Consider the following 20030-nt stretch of genomic DNA (forward strand, 5'->3'; position numbering starts at 1 on the left):
GCGGCGGGGTGGCGCGGCGGCTGAAGGTCTTCGTCGTGCCGGCCGGCTTCAGCGACGCCTATGTCGCGGCGCCGAGCCGCAAGGCGGCGCTCGCGGCGTGGGGGAGCGAGCACGATCTGTTCGCGCGGGGGGTTGCGCAGGAGGTGACCGATGCGGCGCTGATGGCCGAGCCGCTGGCGAAGCCCGGGGAGGTGATCAAGCGCTCGCGCGGGACGACCGCCGAGCAGATCGCGGCGCTCCCGGCGCAACCGGCGCGGCCGGCGAAGGCCCCGGAGGATGCGCCGGCCGCTCGGGCTAAGGTCGGCAGGGGCGGCGCCAAGCACGCGGCTTCGACTCCGCGGAAAGCCGAGGCCAAACCCGAACCACCGCCCAAGCCCTCGAGCGACGCCCTTGCCGCTGCCGAACAAGCGCTCGCCGATCTCGAAGACAGATACCGCTACGCCGACGCAAAGCTGACCGCCCGCCAACGCGCGCTCGACCGCGAGCGCCGCGATCTCGACGCGAAGCACGACCGCGAGAGCAAGGCGCTCAGCAAGGCGCTCGCTGCCGAGCGCGACCGCTATGACACGGCGATGGCGCGCTGGCGGGAGGGGCGGGGCGCTGGATGATGCTTGGGTGCGCGGTGCCGGGCGATTGAAGCGTGAAAATGATGTGTTGCGACCACCCGTTGAACCCACCCCTAGAAGCGGATGTTCATAAGCCTCACTTAGCTAGGGCAAGATCAGAAACCGCAAGGGTTTGCATAGCAGATTTATTCGACGAAGACGGGCGCGCCCACGGATAATAGGTTCGCAGAACGCCAGTTTTTCGATCCTGCCAAATCTTTCGACAGGACTGCCCTGAATTCCACCGCTCGAAGGAAGTCCCCACGTCGGCGGTAACACATATCTGGTTGTCGGTGATCAACCACCGTCCCGAAAATGACCAGGGACCACGTCCACTTTGGATCCCACTCCACACGCCATCAGAATGAAACTCCTCGTACATTCCCATGTCTGCCCAACCAGGTGGGCTATAGCGTATACTTCTACCTGCCAGAGATTTTCGTATTTCCTCCGAGTTCAGCGACACACCTTCGGGCGATTTTGCCTGGGCTGAAAATTCAGTCGCGCCGAATGCCATGAGCGCCGCGATCAACGATATACTCTGTGGCTTCATGACCTTCTCCGATCGAGAACGGACGCGTGCTTTCAGACGATCTTACACGAAAGGGGACGGTCGCAAACCCACCGGAGCCGGCCATAGCCACTACCGTCGCCCCGGCGGAGGCCGGGGCCTCTGGAGGGCTTGGCGGGCGGCCTGACACACATGGAGAGGCACCGGCCTTCGCCGGGGCGACGGTTATGCGCTAGGGCCGCTCCCGACTAATTCTCGCTGTTCCGGAATGATCCGTAGCGCAGACCTTCCTGAAATCGCACGCTCCACTAGCGAGCGCGAGACCCGGACAGCCAAAAATCGACCAATATCGCACGTTGACTGCTTCTCGGATCGAGACCTAAAACGGGTCACTCGGTGAGGGATAGACGCGATGTCGGAGCGGGTAAGGGGAAGTCGGCCCTTCGAAGACTGGGCGATCGGAATGCTTATAGGATTTGCCATTGTCGGTGCGACGCTTCTTCTGGCGTTCGCAATTCTCGTCGGTTATTCTGTAGGAATGATCTGCAGGCGCGAGAAAGGGCTGCCGAAGGGGAAATCGCGAATAATGCAGGGTTTGAGGTTCAACCGATAAGCCCCAGATCGAAGACATTCGGCTCTTCACCAATCTCGGTCGTTTAACCGCCGCCCCGCGCCTCAGACCCCAGGCGGCACCAACCCGATCAGCTTCATCGCCACCGCCTGCGCAACCATCGTCACCAGCCAGAACAGGCTGTCCCCGACGATCCGCCGGGCCACCACGCCGTGATAGCGCTGCGTGACCGCGACCACCGGCAGCACGAACCCCGCCCAGATCACCACAGCGCTGCCCACAGCCATGATCCACGGCGCCGCCTTGGGCGGCGCGAGGATCAGCGCGCCGGCCAGGATCGAGGCGAACCAGAACAGCCCGAGCGCGGCGACCGCGATCGCGCTGGCCGACACGCGGCCGCGCCCGAACGCCACGTGATAGGCCGCGCCCAGCATCAGCCCGATCAGCGTCGCGACGAGGATCGGCACGAGGTTGATCAGGATGTAGATCATGCCGCGAAGCGCCCCTTGAGCATCGCCCAGGCCGCGCGCAGGCCGAGGGCCTCACCGCCCTTGGGGCGGCCGGGCTTCGAACTCGGGCGCCACGCGAAGGTGTCGAAATGCGCCCAGGGCGTACCCTCGGGCACGAAGCGGCGCAGGAACAGCGCCGCGGTCACCGATCCCGCGAAACCGCCATCGGGGGCGTTGACCAGGTCGGCGATGTCCGACGAGAGCATGTCGTCATAGCCGTCCCACAAGGGCAGCCGCCACAACGGATCGCCGACCGCCGTTCCGGCCGCGAGCAACGCCGCCGCCAGCGCCTCGTCATTGGCGAAGGTCGCGGGCAGATCGGGCCCGAGCGCGACGCGCGCCGCGCCGGTGAGCGTCGCGAAATCGAGGATCAGCGTCGGGTTCTCCTCGACCGCACGCGTCAGCGCGTCGCCGAGCACGAGCCGGCCTTCGGCATCGGTATTGGTGTTCTCGACCGTCAGGCCCTTGCGGGTCTTCAGCACGTCGCCGGGGCGAAAGGCGTTGCCCGAAATGCTGTTCTCGACCGCCGGGATCAGCAGATGTAGCCGCACGGGAAGCCGCGCCGCCATCACCAGCCCGGCGAGCGCCAGCGCATGCGCCGCGCCGCCCATGTCCTTCTTCATCAGCCGCATGCCCGACGACGGCTTGATGTCGAGCCCACCCGAATCGAAGCATACGCCCTTGCCGACGATCGCGATGCGCGGATGCGCAGGATTGCCCCATTCGAGCTCGATCAGCCGCGGCTCGCGCCCGCGCGCGGCGGCCTGGCCGACCGCGTGGATCATCGGATAGCCCTTTTCGAGCGCGTCGCCCTTGGTGACCGACACGGTCGCGCCATGCGCCTGTGCGAGCTGCTGCGCCTCGGCTTCGAGCTCGGCCGGGCCGAGATCGGCGGCGGCGGTGTTGACGAGGTCGCGCACCTTGGCGGTGGCCTTGGCAAGCCGCACGGTTTCCTCGATCCGCGCGGGCTCGCCGGTGAGCAGCACGCGTGGGCCGACGCTCGGCTCGTCGCGCTTGTAGCGATCGAACTTATGCTGTGCGAGGCACCAGCCGAGCATCGCCGCACCCGGCTCGCCATCGGCGAGGCGATACGTCCCCTCGGGCAATTGCTCGCCGAGCGAGGCGATCCGCCACGGCGAGTCGAGGCTTTCGTTACAGACGAGCAGCATCGCCCAATCCTCGGGCTTCTCCCCCGGCAGGACGGCGCGATTGCCCGCCTTGCCGCTCAGCCGGTGCGCGGCGACCACGGTGCGGATCCGCGGCGGCTGCGCGCCGAGCCACGCCTCCCACGCCTCGGGGCGAACGACGTGGATGAGGCGGGCGGGCTGGCCGCGGTCGGGTTGGAGCAGCGTGGTGAAATCGGTCATGGCTGGGTGGGGGTCACGAGCAATTGCTCGAGCTTTCCGTTGGCGCCGGGTTCGGCATAGGTGCTGATCGACAGCGTCGTGGTCGGATAGGTTGCGCGATAGTTGCGGTTGACGAAGCCGCCGCGCAGCCGCGCCTTGCCGGTCTGGACGAACGCGGTCGGCGCGCCGAGCGGCGCTAGGCTGGTGCGGTAATCGGCGAGCGTCGTCGGGGTGAAGTAGAAATTGGCGTCGTCGGTCAGCTGGCTGCGGTCGAGCGTGCCGCCGCGCAACTGATCGAACGCCGTGCGGACGCGCGCCAGGACCGCGGTATCGGCGGCATCGGCGACCGGGGTGCCGAGCACGATGCCGGCGAGCTTCTGCGCGATCGTCTGATAGGCGTCGCTCGACCAGCTGTTGATGAGGACGACGACCGCCGCCTTCTGCTCGGGATAGACGATGTTTTCGGACAGGAAGCCGACCGCCTCGCCGCTATGCTCGACGAAGCGGCGGCCGTTGGCGGTGCCGGTCGAGACGCCGAGGCCGTAGCCGTTGGTCGTGCCGTCGGCGAGCTTGACCGGGGTTTCCTGCGTCGCCCAGTCCGCGGGGGCGAGGACCGCGCGATCGAGCCGCGCGATGTCCCAGGTCGCGAGTGCGCGCGCGCTCATCGCCAGTTCGCCCGCGGCGTAGAGCCAGCCGTGCGCGGCGGGCGTGACGGGGCGGACGGGGCCGAGCGCGGCGCGGCCATAGCCTTGCGGGAAGCCGGGGCCGACCGCGAGATCCTGATCGTAGACGGTCATGCCGAGCGGCTTGAAGATCCGCGCTTTCAGGAAATCGAGCAGCTTCTGGCCCGAGACCTTCTCGACGATCAGCCCCGCGACGACATAGCCGGTGTTCGAATATTGCCACTGCGTGCCGGGCTTGAAATCGAGCGGCTTCTTCGCCCAACGGTCGACGATCTGCTGCGGCGTGACCGGGGTGGCCATCGCCTTGAAGCTGTAATCCTGCGGCCAGTAATCCTGCAGGCCGGCGGTGTGGCTCAAAAGCTGGCGGATCGTGATCGTGTCGCCGCCGGTGATGCCGGGGACGTATTTGGAAACGTGATCGTCGAGGCTGAGCTTGCCCTCGCGCTGGAGCAGCAGGATCGCCGCGGCGGTGAATTGCTTCGAGACCGAGGCGATCTGGTATGGCGCATCGTCGCGCGTCGTGCCGGTCTCGGCCTGCTTGCCGTACGCGTTGGTATAGACGATCCGCCCGCCGCGCACGATCGCGACCGAGGCCGAGGGGACGCCCGATTTGGCGAGCGCGTCGGTAACGGTCTTATCGACCTGTTGCGTCTCCGTCGGGGTCAGCGATTGCGCCAGTGCTGGAGCGGAGACGGATAGCAAGCCTGCCGCCAGGCAGTATCGGGAGAGCTTCACGCGGGCGCAGTCCTTAAGCGGAATGAACGACGATATGTCACCGTCCTGCCGCGAAAGGGAAGGGGGCGCTGGCGTCAAACGGTCGGGACACCGTAAAGATCATGCTCGTCGGCATCTTCGATCGCGACCGCGACGATATCGCCGACGCTCAGATGCCCCGCGTCGCGCAGGAACACCTCGCCGTCGATCTCGGGCGCATCGGCCTGCGAGCGGCCGGTGGCGCCGCCGTCCTCATCGACCGCGTCGATGATCACGTCGAGTGTGCGGCCGACCTTGGCCTGGAGCTTGTCCGCCGAGATGCGCGCGGTGAGTTCCATCAGGCGGGCGTAGCGCTCTTCCTTGATTTCCTCGGGCACGTGGTTGGGGAGGTCGTTGGCGGCGGCGCCCTCGACCGGCTCGAAGCGGAACGCGCCGACGCGGTCGAGCTGCGCTTCCTCGAGCCAGTCCATCAGATAGGCGAAATCGTCCTCGGTCTCGCCGGGGAAACCGACGACGAAGGTCGAGCGGATCGCCATGTCGGGTGCGATCGTGCGCCAATTTTTGATGCGCTCGAGCACCTTGGTTTCGTTCGCCGGGCGCTTCATGAGTTTCAGGACGTTGCGGCTGGCGTGCTGGAACGGGATGTCGAGATAGGGGAGGATCAGCCCCTCGGCCATCAGCGGGATGACCTGGTCGACATGCGGATAGGGGTAGACATAGTGCAGCCGCACCCAGGCGCCGAGCTTGCCGAGTTCACGCGACAGGTCGGTCATGTGGGCGCGGACTTCTTCGCCGTGCCACATGCGCGGCTGGTGGCGGATGTCGACGCCGTAGGCCGAGGTGTCCTGGCTGATGACCAGCAGTTCGCGCGTGCCCGCTTCGATCAATTTCTCGGCCTCGCGCAGGATCGCGTCCGGGCGGCGGCTGACGAGGTCGCCGCGCAAGCTGGGGATGATGCAGAAGCTGCAGCGGTGGTTGCAGCCTTCTGAGATCTTCAGATAGCTGTAGTGGCGCGGGGTCAGCTTCAGCCCGCTGTCGGGGACGAGATTAAGGAACGCGCTCGGCGGCATCGGGGCGGCGTCGTGGACTGCGCCGACGACTTCCTCATACTGATGCGCGCCGGTGACCGCGAGGATGCCGGGGAATTTGGCGCGGATCATCTCCGCTTCCTTGCCCATGCAGCCCGTCACGATGACGCGGCCATTCTCGGCGATCGCCTCGCCGATCGCTTCGAGGCTCTCCTCCTTGGCCGAATCGAGGAAGCCGCAGGTGTTGACGAGCACGACGTCGGCGCCGGCATAATCGGGCGACATGGCATAGCCATCGGAGCGCAGCTTGGTCAGGATCCGTTCGCTATCGACCAGATTCTTGGGACAGCCGAGCGAGACCATGCCGATCTTCGGCGGGGAGGGGAGTGTTGTTGCCATGGGAACGGCGGCACATAGGCGTGTTCGGTGGAATTTTCCAGCGGTAGCGGCGCAAGTCCCGACCTCGCTTTGTGAAGTGCCGCCGTTTCCTGGCTATGCCGGGCCCGCGATCGCACTTATCGTTGTGTCTTGATGGCATATCCTAGACCTTGGCTTGCGCTGCTGCTGCTCGCGGGATGCAGCCCCGATCGGCCGCCGCCGCCGTATGTCGCGTTCGCCGGCCTGCCGGTCAGCGGCAGCGTCGGCGATGCGCGTCGCGCTGGCTTTACCGACTGCGTCCAGCCGGATTGGGGGAGCATGCGCTGCCGCCGCCATGGCGCGATGATCTACGGCGCGGGTCCTTTCGAAGCGGCGGTCGATCTGGTCGGCCATGATGGCGGCGGCGGGTTCGACCAACTGACGCTGTGGCACGCGGACGACCAATATGCCGTCTACAAGATCACCGACGTGCTCGACAGAACGGGCTGGAAAAACTGCAGCACCGGCGATGGCGAGCGCGGCGACCAGATCATCTACACGCACGCTGGAATGCCGGTCCGCGTCTCGATGGATCTGAGCTATTGGGGCAAGCGGCGGCTGCGGCTGATCCCCGACTGGAACAAGAAGGAACCGCGCTGTTGACCGATTTTGCCGCTGAGGCGCCGCATTCGGGCGCGAAGCGTTATGCCTTGGTGCCGCATCCGGACAGGCCGGCAAACGCCGTCGAGGCGGTCGGCGTCGATGTCGTGCGCGATGGCGACACGGTCGTGCTGACGTTCACGGTCGAGGGCAACGAGCATGTCGCGTTGCCCGATTGGGTCACCTCGACCCGCGCCGACGATTTGTGGAAGACGACGTGCTGCGAACTGTTTCTCGCGGCGCCCGATGCCGCCGGCTATTTCGAGTTCAACTATTCGCCCTCGACGCGATGGGCGGCGTATCGCTTCGCGGGCTATAGGGCGGGAGGGCAGGACCTGCCGCTCGCGGCCGATCCGCATGTTGGACGCGGGGACGACAATTCGGCCTATTTGGTCGAGGTCGATCAGTCGCTCGCCGATCTTCCTGGCGGTGCGCTGCAGATGGGCCTGTCTGCGGTGATCGAGGAAACCGACGGCACCAAATCCTATTGGGCGCTCGCCCACGCGGAAGGGTCCCCGGATTTCCACAACCGGGATTGCTTTATCGCGACCCTCCCGGCACCTGACGCACCATGAAATTCGGTATCGATCGCCTCCTCGCCGACCCCGCGCTGCGCAAGCCGCTCGAGGGCAAACGAGTCGCCTTGCTTGCGCATCCCGCCTCGGTGACGGCCGACCTGACGCATTCGGTCGACGCCCTCATTGCTGCTGGGCTCAACGTCACCGCGATGTTCGGCCCGCAGCACGGCGTGCGCGGCGACCTCCAGGACAATATGGTCGAGTCGCCCGACTTCACCGATCCGACCTACGGGATGCCGGTGTTCAGCCTGTACGGCGAAGTGCGCAAGCCGACCGGGCAATCGATGGGCACGTTCGACGTGATGCTGGTCGATCTGCAGGATCTCGGCACGCGGATCTACACCTTCATCACCACGCTGCGCTACGTGCTCGAGGCCGCCGCCGAGCACAAGAAGACGGTTTGGGTGCTCGATCGCCCCAACCCGATCGGTCGTCCGATCGAGGGGCTGACGCTGCTGCCCGGCTGGGAGAGCTTCGTCGGGGCGGGCCCGATGCCGATGCGGCATGGCCTGACGATGGGCGAGCTCGGCCATTGGTTCATCGATCTGCTCAAGCTCGACGTCGACTATCGCGTGATCGCAATGGAGGGCTGGCAGCCCGACTCGGCGCCGGGCTTCGGCTGGCCAACCGAGCGCGTGTGGATCAACCCCAGCCCCAACGCCCCCAATGTGATGATGGCGCGCGCTTATCCCGGCACGGTGATGCTCGAGGGCACGACGCTGTCCGAGGGCCGCGGCACGACGCGCCCGCTCGAACTGTTCGGCGCGCCCGATATCGACGCGCGGGCGGTGGCGGCTGAGATGCGCCGGTTGGCGCCCGAGTGGCTCGATGGCTGCCTTCTGCGCGACATCTGGTTCGAGCCGACTTTCCACAAGCATGTGAAGGCCTTGTGCAACGGGGTTCACATCCATGCGGAGGGGCCGGGCTACGATCATGCCGCGTTCCGCCCGTGGCGCGTCCAGGCGCTGGCGTTCAAGGCGATCCGTGCACTGTATCCCGATTACGATCTGTGGCGCGATTTCCCGTACGAATATGCCTTCGGGAAATTGCCGATCGACGTCATCAACGGCGGGCCGGGCTTGCGTGAATGGACCGACGACTCGGCCGCGACGCCGCGCGACCTCGATGCGATGACGCAGCCCGACGAGGCGCAATGGGCCGAGTCGCGCGCCCGTTTCCTGCTCTATTGAACGATAGGACGGAAGCGCCACTCGTTTCGTCGCGCCTGCGCAACGACTCGGGGCTGCCGCGGGATTCGAAGGTGGCGCTTTATCCCTCGGTATTTCATGACAATTCCATCGATTGCCGGCCCGGGGGGGTCGTATCGTGTGCCGGAGAAACGTCGTGGAATCCGATCGTCACTTCTACATGCGCCGTGTTGTCGCAGAACGCCTTGCCGCCGCTCGCGCCGTTACCGAGGAAGGCCGCCAGCGCCGCCTCGTCCTCGTCGAGACCTATTTGCAGAAATTACAGGCGATGCCGGCCTGACCTGGCTTACCGCTTTCGCGTAAGCTCGCGCATCGCATCGTCGAGTCCGGCGAGCGTCAGGGGGTACATCCGCTCGGTCATCAACTCGCGGATGATCCGCAGGCTCTGCGAATAGCCCCATTGCTGCTCGGGGATCGGGTTGAGCCACACCGCCGCGGGATAGGTGGTGGTCAGCCGGTGCATCCACACCGCCCCTGATTCCTCGTTGAAATGCTCGACCGAGCCGCCGGGATGCGTGATCTCGTACGGGCTCATCGAGGCGTCCCCAACGAACACCAGCTTATAGTCGTGGCCGAACTTGTGGAGGACGTCCCACATCGGCGTGCGCTCGGAAAAGCGGCGGGTGTTGTCCTTCCACACGCCCTCGTACGGGCAATTGTGGAAATAGAAGAATTCGAGGTTCTTGAACTCTGTGGTCGCTGCCGAGAACAGCTCTTCGCAGAGCTTGACCCACGGGTCCATCGATCCGCCGACATCGAGAAACAGCAGCAGCTTGACGGCATTGCGCCGCTCGGCGCGCATCACGACGTCGAGCCAGCCCTGCCGCGCGGTGCCGGCGATCGTCGCGTCGATATCGAGCTCGTCCGCCGCACCCTCGCGCGCGAACTTGCGCAGGCGGCGGAGCGCGATCTTGATGTTGCGGGTGCCGAGCTCCTTGGTGTTGTCGAGATTCTTGAAGTCGCGCTGGTCCCACACCTTCAGCGCGCGCTTGTGGACGCTTTCGCCGCCGATGCGGACGCCTTCGGGATTGTAGCCGCTGTTGCCGTACGGGCTGGTGCCGCCGGTGCCGATCCACTTGCTGCCGCCCTGGTGGCGCTCGTGCTGCTCGTCGAGCCGCTTCTTGAGCGTCTCCATGATCTCGTCCCACGAGCCGAGCGACTCGATCTTCGCCATTTCCTCAGGGCTGAGATATTTCTCGACGACCGCCTTCAGCCAGTCCGCCGGAATATCGGCGCTGGTCTGGCCAAAGGTGGTGGCGATCCCCTTGAACACCTTGGCGAAGACCTGATCGAACTTGTCGAGCAGCCCTTCGTCCTTCACGTACACCGCGCGGGACAGATAATAGAAATCCTCCGGCGTGCGGTCGATCACCTCGGCGTCGAGCGCCTCGAGCAGGAGCAGATGCTCCTTGAGGCTGGCCTGGATGCCGGCGGCGCGGAGCTCGTCGAGGAAGTTAAGGAACATGCCGCATGCTAGGGCTGGCGCTCATAGAGTGTCCAGTGCGTTCCTGACAGGCCGCGCGCCTGTGCCGCGGCGATCGCGTGATAGCGCACGCCGCACCGGACGGGGTCGATCGGGAAGGTCTCCCCGCGGAAGCGATCGACGAACAAGAAACGCGCGGGCTGGCATCCCGATTCGACGATCGTGATCGGGTAGTGCAGGTGCGCCGCGGCGACCCGCAGAATCGCAAGGCCGCTTTCGCGGTCGAGCAGCACCGCCGCGCCCGACGGCGCGCGCAGGCGAAGGGCGACAATCGCCCGCCCGGGGTCGCCGCGCTGATTGCGGATCAGATCGACATCCTGCCATAGGCTGCCCAGGACGAGGAGGCCCATCCCGATCAGTGCGACGCTGCGGCGCGCGCCGCCCCGGGCGATCAGCGCGCCGGTCGCTTCGGCGAGCAGCAGCAGCAACGCCACGGCGGCGACCAGATAATAGCGCGGATAGCCGGGATTGCCCGCGTGCAGCACCGCGAGCGTGATCGGGAATGCCGCGATAGCGAGCGCATAGAGGATCGCGTGCCGCACCCCGATACGCCGCGCGAGCACGACCAGGATCAGCGTTGCGGGAATCAGCCACAGCGATACGACCGGCCAGCCGATCGTGTAGCCTAGCATCTCGACGATCGCGCGGAGGAACAGCCATATCTCGAAGGGCCTATAGCTCCCGAATTGAAACCCGGTCGGGCTCGCCCACGCCGCACCGGCGATGAGCGCGAAGACGGCACCGAGCGTTATCAGCGCGGGCAGGAACAGGACCAGCGTGCGCCGCGCCGCGCGGACCACGCCGTGGCGCGACGTCAGCGTGAAGAAGACCCAGCCGACGAGCGCGACGCAGCCGAACAGCATCGTCAGCTGCGACAGTGCGCCGAGCGCGAAGCACAAGGCCAGCCGCACCCGTGTGCGCTCGCCCTGTTCGTCGATCAGCCAGCGGTCGGCGAGCAAGACCGCGACGAGCACAGCCAGCGCCATGCCGGCATAGCCGCGCGCTTCCGATCCCATCGTCACCACCATCGGCGAGATGGCGAAGAGCAGCGCCGCGATCAGCGCAATGCGGTGGCTGCGTGGCCGGAAAATCTCGGCGGCGACGGCAATCGCGATCGTTCCGGCGAAGATCGACAGAGCGCGCTGGAGCAGCGGCGGCGCATCGATGCCGACGAACTGCAGCCACAGCGAATTGAGATGATGATTATTGTCGTGGTTGATCTTGAGGAACACCCCGAGCGGGGTTCCCGCCTGATGCGCGAGTTCGGCGGACCAGGCCTCGTCGAGCCACAGGCCGCCCGTCGCGGCAGCAACCCGCAGCCCCAGACCGAGCAGCACGATCACCGCAAGAAAGAGAGAATATCGTCGCTGAACCAAAGCCTGTCCCCGATCAGCCGGGTCTAGCGTCGCGACGTTGCGCGATGGTTAACGAATTACGGCGGTTAACGGATCACCGCACGTACGAGTCGATCAGCGCGCCGACATAATCCGGATCGCGCCCGCTCAGTTCGGGCGCGGTCTGCGCGCTGCTCGCATGGTCGAGCGTGCGGCCATAGACGAAGCCATAGGTCGGATAGACCGTGCTGCCGAGCCCATCCATGTCGCGATACCAGACCTTGACCGCGCTCCAGTCGCCGCGCGGCGAGACGTCGGTGAGCGTGACGTCCTGCTCGGCATGACCGCGCTCGCCATTCTGGCGCGACCAATTGGCGTGCGTCACCATCACGACATGTGGATCGACCACGCGGCTAATCACCGCGACATGACCGAGCGGAAGGCGAGACGTGCGTTCGAACACGATCACCGCGCCGGGGCGTGGGGTGTCGCCACGCTGATAGCGTCCCGCGGCTTGTGTCCACCAAGTCCAGGCGTCGCCGTAAATAGCGATTCCCGATGCTGCGCGCGCGAACGGTACGCACTGGCCGACGTAATTGAGCAGTGAGCTTTTCGCATCGGCCGGGATGCTGATCGGCAGCAGCGCGGCCAAGAGGCACAAGGGAAAGGTGATACGCATACAGGCATCCGATACCGGCTGCCCCCCAAAGACCACGTAACGGGAAAGGGTTTAAGACGAGGTTACCATTACCGGCATCGGTCACATCGGATCAAGCACTTAGCCCTTATTCTGCTGCCGCTTGGCCATGAAGGCGAGGCGTTCGAACAGCATCACGTCCTGCTCGTTCTTGAGCAGAGCGCCGTGCAGCGGCGGGATCGCCTTGGTCGGATCGCGGTTCTGCAAGACGTCGAGCGGCATGTCCTCGTGAAGCAGCAGCTTGAGCCAGTCGAGCAGCTCGCTCGTGCTCGGCTTCTTCTTGAGGCCGGGCACGTCGCGGACGTCGTAGAAGATATCCATCGCGCGATTGACGAGGATCTTCTGGATGCCGGGGAAGTGGACGTCGACGATCGCCTGCATCGTCGCGCGGTCGGGAAATTTGATGTAATGGAAGAAGCAGCGGCGCAGGAACGCGTCGGGCAGTTCCTTCTCGTTGTTGCTGGTGATGATGACGATCGGGCGCTCAACTGCGCGGACCGTCTCCTTGGTCTCGTAGACATGGAATTCCATGCGATCGAGTTCCTGCAACAGATCGTTGGGGAATTCGATATCGGCCTTGTCGATCTCGTCGATCAGCAGGACCGGAGGCTTGTCGCGGGTGAAGGCTTCCCACAATTTGCCGCGGCGGATGTAGTTGCCGATGTCGTGGACGCGCTCGTCGCCGAGCTGGCCATCGCGCAGCCGCGCGACCGCGTCATATTCGTACAGCCCCTGCTGCGCCTTGGTGGTCGATTTGATGTTCCACTCGATCAGCTCGGCATCGAGCGCCTTGGCGATCTCATAGGCCAGCACGGTCTTGCCGGTGCCGGGCTCGCCCTTGACGAGCAGCGGGCGGCGCAGCGTGACGGCGGCGTTGACGGCGACCTTGAGGTCGTCGGTCGCGACATAGCCCTGTGTGCCCTCGAAACGCTTCATCGCTGCAATCCCGTTTCATTTGAATACCGGGTACGGCGATAGAGGGAAACGGGGGCGCAGCGCAAGCCGCGGCTAGAGCCGATCGCGGGCGTTCGCGCGGGCTTCGATCAGGTCGCACAGCCCGCGATGCTGCGCGAAGGTCTGCTGCGCGCCGAATGCCATCGCGCGGCGTACCGCGGCGTTGGCGCCGTGCGCGACCGCGATCGACTCGGTCTCGGCCAGCGCCGGGAGCTGCGATGGCGTGACAGGCGATCCCGCCCGGTGCGCGGCGGCGTCGAGGATCGTACGGAAGGCGTGCCAGTCGATCACCAGCGCAAGCGCGGCCCCGGTCGAACAGCCGGCGCGGTCCGAGCGCGCGAGCATGTCAAAGGTGTGGCGCAGCGCGGCAAAGGCGGCGTCGCTTTCGGCCTGCCCCGGGGTCGACGGCAGCGGCCCGACCGCGGCGGTGAGATGCGCGAGATAGGCGCGTTCGTCCTGGAACGCCGCGTTCGCAACCGCGATCCAGCGATTGTCGAGCGCGGCGACGCTGCGCTGCGCGGCTTCCTCGAACACGTCGGTGAGCCGGCCATGGACCGAGCACAATGCGTGAACGGCATCGGCAAGGTCGCGTCCGGCGGCACCGGGGGTCGCCAGCCGGCGGAGCAGCGAATGCCCGGCAATACCGTCCTCGATCACCAAGGCCGCGATCAAGCCTGCGTCCTCCGCCTTCGTGGATTGAGTCGATGCGCTCGCCATGTGTTCCGTACTGTCCCTCTTGTCCCGATCCGTGCGTGGTGCGGGTGCTGTCCGATTTGAGGAGTGGACCCAAGGGATATACCGAACGACGTAAAGAGCTGGTTTAGAGCCGGTTAAGGGTACTTAAACCAGATCAGTCACTTACCGCGTCGCGAGGATCACTGCCGCTACGCCCGCTATGCCTCCGCCGCGACTGATGGGCGCGAGCCCGATCCGGACCGGGACCGGGGCGCCGGACGCGCTGAGCAACACGCTGTCGAGCGCAGCGGCGGGCTGGCCGCGCAGGACTTGGGCGAGCGCCGCGTCGAGCGGCGCGCGTGCTTGATCTGCCACCAGTGTGACGAACGGGCGGAGCAACAGCGTTGCCGGATCCATGTCGATCATGGCGGCGAGTGCAGCGTCGGCGTGCTCGATCCGCCCGCTCGAATCGATCGTGGTCCGCGCCCCGCCGGCGACGACGAGTGCGGCGAGGCTGGCCGTGTCGAGCGCGCCGGCGGTGTGGCCGTCGCGATCGCCCGCCGCATCCTGTGCGATCACCACCACGCCGCGCCCGGCGGGCTCGATCGTGAGCATCAACCGTCGCGCCGCGCGTGCCGCCGACGCGATGTCGAGCCGTTCGCCGATGCCACGGTCGATGATGTGCCGGATAGCGCCCCTGAGATCCGCGCTGGCAGCGGACGGTGTGATCGCATCGACGGGCTCGCCCGTCCGCGCGAGTGCGCCGAAATACGCCCGAGCAGCCCGGCTCGAGGCGACGATCATGCCGTCGGCGTCGGCCAAGAGCACCAAATCGCCGATCGCATCGAGCACCGGGATCGCGTCGATCACTGCGCTGGCAAGGGGAGCGGGGAGCGGATGCGCTGCGCACAGCGCGTCCATCGTCTCGATCGAGGTCAGGACGAAGCGCGGACGGCCACGGTGGAGGATGTAGAGCGGCGCGCGCGCCGCGCGGTCCTGCCAGGCACCGAAATGCCGCACCAGATCCGAGGCGGTGACGAGCTGGTCAGCGGGAAGGGCAGGGTGGGACGCCATGGCCGCAGACGTACGCAAAGCGCGCCCGTCCGTCACAGTATCTCACCGGAATGGACCCATCTTGTGGCGGATTCCCGCCAGCGAACGCTACGTAATCCGCGTAGATCGCCGCGTCCCGCGGCTGTGGTACGCGCTCCGAACAAGGCAGCGGTGGCGCCGGGCCACCGCTGCCGTCTGGCTTACTGGTCGAGGAACGAGCGCATTTTCCGCGAACGGCTCGGATGCTTGAGCTTGCGCAGCGCTTTCGCTTCGATCTGGCGAATACGCTCGCGCGTGACCGAGAATTGCTGGCCGACTTCCTCGAGCGTGTGGTCGGTATTCATGCCGATCCCGAAGCGCATGCGCAGCACGCGTTCCTCGCGCGGGGTGAGCGACGCCAGAACCCGCGTAACGGTTTCCTTGAGGTTCGCCTGGATCGCGGCATCGACCGGGATGATCGCGTTCTTGTCCTCGATGAAATCGCCGAGATGCGAATCCTCCTCGTCGCCGATCGGCGTTTCGAGGGAGATCGGCTCCTTGGCGATCTTCATCACCTTGCGGACCTTCTCGAGCGGCATCGACAGACGCTCGGCCATTTCCTCGGGCGTGGGCTCGCGGCCCTGCTCGTGGAGGAACTGGCGGCTGGTGCGGACCAGCTTGTTGATCGTCTCGATCATGTGCACCGGGATACGGATCGTGCGCGCCTGATCGGCGATCGAGCGCGTGATCGCCTGACGGATCCACCACGTCGCATAGGTCGAGAACTTGTAGCCGCGGCGATATTCGAACTTATCGACCGCCTTCATCAGGCCGATATTGCCCTCCTGGATGAGATCCAGGAACTGCAGGCCGCGGTTGGTGTATTTCTTGGCGATCGAGATCACGAGCCGCAGGTTCGCCTCGACCATTTCCTTCTTGGCAATGCGCGCCTCGCGCTCGCCCTTCTGGACCATGTTGACGATGCGGCGGAACTCGGTGAGCGCCATGCCGGTGGCCTGGCTGATCTCCGAAATCTCGGTGCGGATACGGTCGGCGGCGTCGCTCTCGTTCGTGACGAAGGCGGTCCATTTCTTGTCGATCTTGGCGACCGACGACAGGAACTGCTCGTCGAGCTCATGCCCGATATAACGATCGAGGAAGTCCTTGCGCGGGACCTTGTGACGCTCGGCAAGGCGCAGCATCTGGCCGCCCAGCGCGGTCAGGCGCCGGTTGAAGGCATAGAGCTGATCGACCAGATATTCGATCTTGGCGTTGTGGAACTGGACGCTCTCGACCTCGGCCGTGAGCTCCTCACGCAGCTTGTGATACTTCTTCTCGTCGCCGCTCGACAGTTCGCCGCCGCCCGCCATCGCGTCGAGCCGCGCCTGCTGGATCTTGGAGAACTTCTTGTAGAGCGCGGTGATGTTGGCGAAGCGTTCGAGCGCGATCGGCTTGAGCTGCTCTTCCATCTGGGCGAGGCTGAGCGTGTTGTCCTCTTCCTCGTCGTCCGAGGCGCGCGGCGTGCGGCGCTCGCCATCCTCGTCCTCGTCGACCGACGGCTCTTCGGGCTCGGCCTCTTCCTTGAACGACGGGCCGGCGGTCTTTTCGCTGATCTCGCCGCTCGCATCGCTGTCGTCGTCGGTCAGCGACTCAGGCGCCGGGTCCTTCGACAGCATCGCGTCGAGATCCATGATCTCGCGCAGCTGCATCGTGCCCTCGTTGAGCGCGGTCGACCAGTCGATGATCGCATTGAAGGTGATCGGCGATTCGCAGAGACCCAGGATCATCGTGTCGCGGCCGGCTTCGATCCGCTTGGCGATGGCGATTTCGCCCTCGCGGCTGAGCAATTCGACCGCGCCCATCTCGCGCAGGTACATCCGCACCGGATCGTCGGTGCGATCGATGACTTCCTTCTTCTTGACGTCGAGCGCCGGGCCGGCGTCCTCGGACGCGTCGGTCGTCTCGGCATCATCCTCGTCGTCGGGCTTGGGCTGCTCGTCGCCTTCCTCGCCCTGCTCGTCATTTTCGACGATGTTGATGCCCATTTCGGACAACGCGGCACTGATGTCCTCGATCTGGTCGGACGACATCTCGCCCTGCGGCAGCGCTTCGTTGAGCTGTTCGTAGGTGATGTAGCCACGCTTCTTGGCGCGGGCGATCACCTTCTTGATCGACGCGTCGTTCAAATCGATCAGCGGCGCATCGCTACCCTCGGTGGTTTCACCGACATCCGCCATATCCGTCTTCGCCATCAACTGCCCTCAGCAAAAGCCCTGGCATCTTCGTTCGACTGCACCAGATTGGCGAGTCGCGCGTCCAGAGCCTGTTGTTCCTTCACGAGCGACACTTGCCGCTCGAACGCCTCATCCGAATAATCGGTCTGCATCATCGCCGTCGCTTCGGCCAGAGCCGCGTCCACTTCAGGCCGCGCCACCAGGATCGCGATCGCCTCATCGAGCTCCTCGCGTGCCCTGGCCGGCTCGGCATCCCTTTGGGTGAACGAACACATGAGTTGGTCGGCCCGCAACAGATCGTGCGCGATTATATCAAATCCAGATGTGGCCAATATGGTAAGAAGGCGCTCACTATCAAGCGTCTGTTCTTCGACAGCCACATCAATCATCGCATCGAGCAGATTTGCGAGGCGATGATCGGTGATGTTGAGGCGGCTGAGTTCGCCGATATGGCGCCCGATTTCGGTGGGATGGCGCAGCAATCCGATCAGTACCGGCTTGGTCAGCACGCCGTCCATGCCGCGCGCGTGGATGCCCTTGGCGCCGTCCCCGACCGGGCCGGGGGCGGGTTTCCACGGCTGGTTGCCCTTGCGCCCGCCGCCTTGCGGACGGGGCACGAACGGCGCGCGGGGCGGGCGGGCGTTGAGCGCGTCGGTGCGGCGGCGGAACTCGGCGATATATTCCGACTTCACGTTCGCGTCGGCAATCGTGTTGGCGATTTCGGTCAGGCGCTGCTTGAGGCCGGCGCGCTGCTCTGGCGTCGTGAGCGGTTCGGCGGCGAATTCGCTCGCCCACAGCCGGTCGACCAAAGGCTCGGGGTTGGCGAGCAAGGCCTCGAGCGCGCCTGCGCCCTTGGTGCGGACGAGGTCGTCGGGATCGACGCCCGGCGGGAGCGTGACGAAGGCGAGGCTGCGGCCGGGCTGGAGCAGCGGGGTCGCACGGTGCGCGGCGCGGATCGCGGCTTTCTGCCCCGCGCTGTCGCCGTCGAAGCACAGGATCGGGACCTCGGCGAGCCGCCACAGCCGCTCGAGCTGCGGCTCGGTGAGCGCGGTGCCGAGCGGGGCGACCGCCTCGCGGAAACCCGCCTGCGCGAGCGCGATGACGTCCATATAGCCCTCGACCACGAGCACGCGGCCGGTTTTGCGCGTGGCGGGCGCGGCCTTGTCGAGGTTGTAGAGCGTGCGGCCCTTGTCGAAGAGCGGGGTCTCGGGGGAGTTGAGATATTTCGGCTCGCCATCGCCGATGATCCGCCCACCGAACGCGATCGTGCGGCCGCGGGGGTCGCGGATCGGGATCATCAGGCGGCCGCGGAAGCGATCGTACGGGGTCTTCTCCTCGACCTTGATGAGCAGGCCCGCTTCGACCAGCAGCGGGTCGCCATAGTCTTTCAGCGCGCCTTTCAGGGCGCCGCGCGAATCGGGGGCGAAGCCGAGTCCGAACTCGCGCGCGGTCTCGGGCTTGATCCCGCGCTTGGCGAGAATGTCACGCGCGGTGGCGCCGGCGAGGCCGTTGAGCTGGTCGGTGAACCAGCCGGCGGCGTCGGCGCAGGCTTCGTGGAGGCCCTTGGCGGCCTCGGCCTTTTCGGCGGCGCGCGGGTCCATCGCCGGGAGCTCCATCCCGGCGGTCTGCGCGAGCTCTTTGACCGCATCCATGAAGGGCAGGCCGCGCTGGTCGGTCATCCAGCGGATCGCGTCGCCATGCGCCGAGCAGCCGAAGCAATGGTAGAAGCCCTTGTCGTCGTTGACGTAGAACGACGGGGTCTTCTCGTTGTGGAACGGGCAGCAGGCGCGCCATTCGCGGCCGGCTTTCTGGAGCTTGGTGGTCTTGCCGACGAGGCCGGACAGCAGGGTGCGCGCGCGGAGTTCGTCGAGGAATTGCGGGGAAAGGGTCATACTTCTTTTCTTGCCGCATCGGGCGCGGCCAGCCCAGCAGTCTCCCCTCCCGCTTGCGGGAGGGGGTAGGGGGTGGGCGCGCGCTCAGGTGCGAGCGCAGCGGCTGCGATCGTCTCCAACACACCGTCCATGTTCGACGTCAGGTCGTTGTTCCAGAAACGGATCACGCGGTAGCCGGCCTTTTCGAGCGCGCAGGTGCGTGCCGCATCATAGGCAATCGCTTCGGAATGCTGGCTGCCATCTAACTCTACGATCAGCTTCTGCGCGCGGCATACGAAATCCACCCGATACCCGGCAATCGGCATCTGCCGGCTGAATTTCAAGCCGGCCAACCGTTTCCCCTTTAACTGCCGCCACAGCATCTCCTCATGTAGCGTCGCGTTGTTGCGCAGGTCGCGCACCTCGGCTGTCGGCCTACCCAGACGATAGCGCGCGCCCACCCCTCGGTCCCCTCCCGCAAGCGGGAGGGGAGGAAGAAGGGGCTCGCCCTCTTTCATTACGAAAGCGCCGCCTTCACCGCCGCACTCGCCTTGCTCATGTCGAGCGTCGTCGCATGCCGCGCCTTCAGCTCCGCCATCACGCGTCCCATGTCCTTCATGCCGACAGCGCCCAGCTCTGCCTTGATCGCCTCGATCGCCGCCGCAGTCGCCGCTTCGTCCATCTGCGTCGGCAGGAAGCGCTCGATCACCGCGACCTCGGCCGCTTCGCCATCGGCCAGCTCCTGGCGCCCGCCCTTGACGAACATCTCGATCGACTCGCGGCGCTGCTTGACCATCTTCTGCAGCACTTCGACCACCAGCGCGTCGTCATCGTCGGGCGCCTTGCCGGTGCGCGCCTCGATGTCGCGATTCTTGATCGCGCTCTGGACGAGGCGGAGGGTGGCGGTGGTCGCCTTGTCGCCGCCCTTCATGGCAGTGATGAGGGCAGCCTTGATGTCGTCGCGAATCATTACGGGTCCT

General features: G+C 65.9%; 19 protein-coding genes. 5 read left to right on the plus strand and 14 right to left on the minus strand.

The features are described 5' to 3' along the window. Positions 1-8: 8 nt before the first annotated feature. The gene (locus tag EAH76_RS19450) at positions 9-608 is read left to right on the plus strand and encodes a hypothetical protein (RefSeq protein WP_140851943.1); all 600 of its coding nucleotides are present in this window, start codon (positions 9-11) and stop codon (positions 606-608) included. Positions 609-1791: 1183 nt separating this feature from the next. On the opposite strand, the gene EAH76_RS19455 is transcribed toward EAH76_RS19450, so the two are convergent. The 4 genes from EAH76_RS19455 to rimO all read right to left on the minus strand — a co-directional run bounded on the left by EAH76_RS19455 (position 1792) and on the right by rimO (position 6366). Next, a complete protein-coding gene (locus EAH76_RS19455; protein ID WP_140851944.1) occupies positions 1792-2178 on the minus strand; it encodes a hypothetical protein in 387 nt (128 codons plus the stop codon). Beyond that, positions 2175-3563, minus strand: coding sequence for a leucyl aminopeptidase family protein (locus tag EAH76_RS19460; RefSeq protein ID WP_140851945.1), 1389 nt, complete (start codon positions 3561-3563; stop codon positions 2175-2177). The genes EAH76_RS19455 and EAH76_RS19460 overlap by 4 nt, the downstream gene beginning before the upstream one ends. Next, on the minus strand, positions 3560-4960 hold the full coding sequence (locus EAH76_RS19465) for a serine hydrolase domain-containing protein (protein ID WP_140851946.1): 1401 nt from the start codon (positions 4958-4960) through the stop codon (positions 3560-3562). The genes EAH76_RS19460 and EAH76_RS19465 overlap by 4 nt, the downstream gene beginning before the upstream one ends. Positions 4961-5034: 74 nt before the next feature. Next, positions 5035-6366 carry a 30S ribosomal protein S12 methylthiotransferase RimO gene (gene rimO, locus EAH76_RS19470; protein WP_140851947.1) on the minus strand — a complete coding sequence of 444 codons (1332 nt, stop codon included), beginning with the start codon at positions 6364-6366 and terminating at the stop codon, positions 5035-5037. Between the two features lie 132 nt (positions 6367-6498). On the opposite strand from rimO, the gene EAH76_RS19475 reads away from it, so the two are divergent. From EAH76_RS19475 to EAH76_RS24015, 4 genes are all read left to right on the plus strand, one after another. Next, positions 6499-6987, plus strand: coding sequence for a hypothetical protein (locus tag EAH76_RS19475; protein ID WP_170208048.1), 489 nt, complete (start codon positions 6499-6501; stop codon positions 6985-6987). Beyond that, positions 6984-7559: a DOMON-like domain-containing protein gene (locus EAH76_RS19480; RefSeq protein WP_140851948.1), complete on the plus strand. Its 576-nt coding sequence runs from the start codon at positions 6984-6986 to the stop codon at positions 7557-7559. The genes EAH76_RS19475 and EAH76_RS19480 overlap by 4 nt, the downstream gene beginning before the upstream one ends. After that, the gene (locus tag EAH76_RS19485; RefSeq protein ID WP_140851949.1) at positions 7556-8752 is read left to right on the plus strand and encodes an exo-beta-N-acetylmuramidase NamZ family protein; all 1197 of its coding nucleotides are present in this window, start codon (positions 7556-7558) and stop codon (positions 8750-8752) included. Before EAH76_RS19480 ends, EAH76_RS19485 begins: the two co-directional genes overlap by 4 nt. Before the next feature lie 154 nt (positions 8753-8906). Then, a complete protein-coding gene (locus EAH76_RS24015) occupies positions 8907-9050 on the plus strand; it encodes a hypothetical protein (protein WP_157134576.1) in 144 nt (47 codons plus the stop codon). Between the two features lie 6 nt (positions 9051-9056). Here EAH76_RS24015 and EAH76_RS19490 read toward each other — a convergent pair whose 3' ends face one another. From EAH76_RS19490 to EAH76_RS19535, 10 genes are all read right to left on the minus strand, one after another. Next, the gene (locus tag EAH76_RS19490) at positions 9057-10235 is read right to left on the minus strand and encodes a vWA domain-containing protein (protein ID WP_140851950.1); all 1179 of its coding nucleotides are present in this window, start codon (positions 10233-10235) and stop codon (positions 9057-9059) included. Between the two features lie 8 nt (positions 10236-10243). Beyond that, positions 10244-11596 (minus strand): hypothetical protein, encoded by a 1353-nt coding sequence (locus EAH76_RS19495; protein WP_140851951.1) that lies wholly within the window; start codon positions 11594-11596, stop codon positions 10244-10246. Between the two features lie 106 nt (positions 11597-11702). Beyond that, positions 11703-12266 carry a CHAP domain-containing protein gene (locus tag EAH76_RS19500; protein ID WP_170208049.1) on the minus strand — a complete coding sequence of 188 codons (564 nt, stop codon included), beginning with the start codon at positions 12264-12266 and terminating at the stop codon, positions 11703-11705. A gap of 99 nt (positions 12267-12365) precedes the next feature. Beyond that, a complete protein-coding gene (locus EAH76_RS19505; RefSeq protein WP_140851952.1) occupies positions 12366-13220 on the minus strand; it encodes an AAA family ATPase in 855 nt (284 codons plus the stop codon). 72 nt (positions 13221-13292) lie between these two features. Beyond that, the gene (locus EAH76_RS19510; protein WP_241659804.1) at positions 13293-13910 is read right to left on the minus strand and encodes a DUF6975 family protein; all 618 of its coding nucleotides are present in this window, start codon (positions 13908-13910) and stop codon (positions 13293-13295) included. Between the two features lie 186 nt (positions 13911-14096). Further along, positions 14097-14987, minus strand: coding sequence for a PAS domain-containing protein (locus EAH76_RS19515; protein WP_140851954.1), 891 nt, complete (start codon positions 14985-14987; stop codon positions 14097-14099). A gap of 179 nt (positions 14988-15166) precedes the next feature. Further along, positions 15167-17197: an RNA polymerase sigma factor RpoD gene (gene rpoD / locus EAH76_RS19520; protein ID WP_140851955.1), complete on the minus strand. Its 2031-nt coding sequence runs from the start codon at positions 17195-17197 to the stop codon at positions 15167-15169. Further along, positions 17197-19071: a DNA primase gene (gene dnaG / locus EAH76_RS19525; protein WP_140851956.1), complete on the minus strand. Its 1875-nt coding sequence runs from the start codon at positions 19069-19071 to the stop codon at positions 17197-17199. Before dnaG ends, rpoD begins: the two co-directional genes overlap by 1 nt. Beyond that, positions 19068-19472, minus strand: a complete 405-nt coding sequence (locus EAH76_RS19530; protein WP_241659805.1) for an endonuclease domain-containing protein — start codon at positions 19470-19472, stop codon at positions 19068-19070. Before EAH76_RS19530 ends, dnaG begins: the two co-directional genes overlap by 4 nt. A gap of 95 nt (positions 19473-19567) precedes the next feature. Continuing rightward, on the minus strand, positions 19568-20020 hold the full coding sequence (locus tag EAH76_RS19535; RefSeq protein WP_140851958.1) for a GatB/YqeY domain-containing protein: 453 nt from the start codon (positions 20018-20020) through the stop codon (positions 19568-19570). Between the last annotated feature and the right edge of the window lie 10 nt (positions 20021-20030).

Origin of the sequence: Sphingomonas glacialis (assembly GCF_006439055.1) — a bacterium.
Taxonomy (GTDB): domain Bacteria; phylum Pseudomonadota; class Alphaproteobacteria; order Sphingomonadales; family Sphingomonadaceae; genus Sphingomonas; species Sphingomonas glacialis_A.

Bases quoted from the DNA above. Each gene is read 5' to 3' on its own strand.
- EAH76_RS19535 (WP_140851958.1), bottom strand. From the start codon at position 20,020: ATGATTCGCGACGACATCAAGGCTGCCCTCATCACTGCCATGAAGGGC.
- EAH76_RS19485 (WP_140851949.1), top strand. From the start codon at position 7,556: ATGAAATTCGGTATCGATCGCCTCCTCGCCGACCCCGCGCTGCGCAAG.
- rimO (WP_140851947.1), bottom strand. From the start codon at position 6,366: ATGGCAACAACACTCCCCTCCCCGCCGAAGATCGGCATGGTCTCGCTC.
- EAH76_RS19505 (WP_140851952.1), bottom strand. From the start codon at position 13,220: ATGAAGCGTTTCGAGGGCACACAGGGCTATGTCGCGACCGACGACCTC.
- EAH76_RS19515 (WP_140851954.1), bottom strand. From the start codon at position 14,987: ATGGCGTCCCACCCTGCCCTTCCCGCTGACCAGCTCGTCACCGCCTCG.
- EAH76_RS19455 (WP_140851944.1), bottom strand. From the start codon at position 2,178: ATGATCTACATCCTGATCAACCTCGTGCCGATCCTCGTCGCGACGCTG.
- EAH76_RS19490 (WP_140851950.1), bottom strand. From the start codon at position 10,235: ATGTTCCTTAACTTCCTCGACGAGCTCCGCGCCGCCGGCATCCAGGCC.
- EAH76_RS19500 (WP_170208049.1), bottom strand. From the start codon at position 12,266: ATGCGTATCACCTTTCCCTTGTGCCTCTTGGCCGCGCTGCTGCCGATC.
- EAH76_RS19475 (WP_170208048.1), top strand. From the start codon at position 6,499: ATGGCATATCCTAGACCTTGGCTTGCGCTGCTGCTGCTCGCGGGATGC.
- EAH76_RS19460 (WP_140851945.1), bottom strand. From the start codon at position 3,563: ATGACCGATTTCACCACGCTGCTCCAACCCGACCGCGGCCAGCCCGCC.
- dnaG (WP_140851956.1), bottom strand. From the start codon at position 19,071: ATGACCCTTTCCCCGCAATTCCTCGACGAACTCCGCGCGCGCACCCTG.
- rpoD (WP_140851955.1), bottom strand. From the start codon at position 17,197: ATGGCGAAGACGGATATGGCGGATGTCGGTGAAACCACCGAGGGTAGC.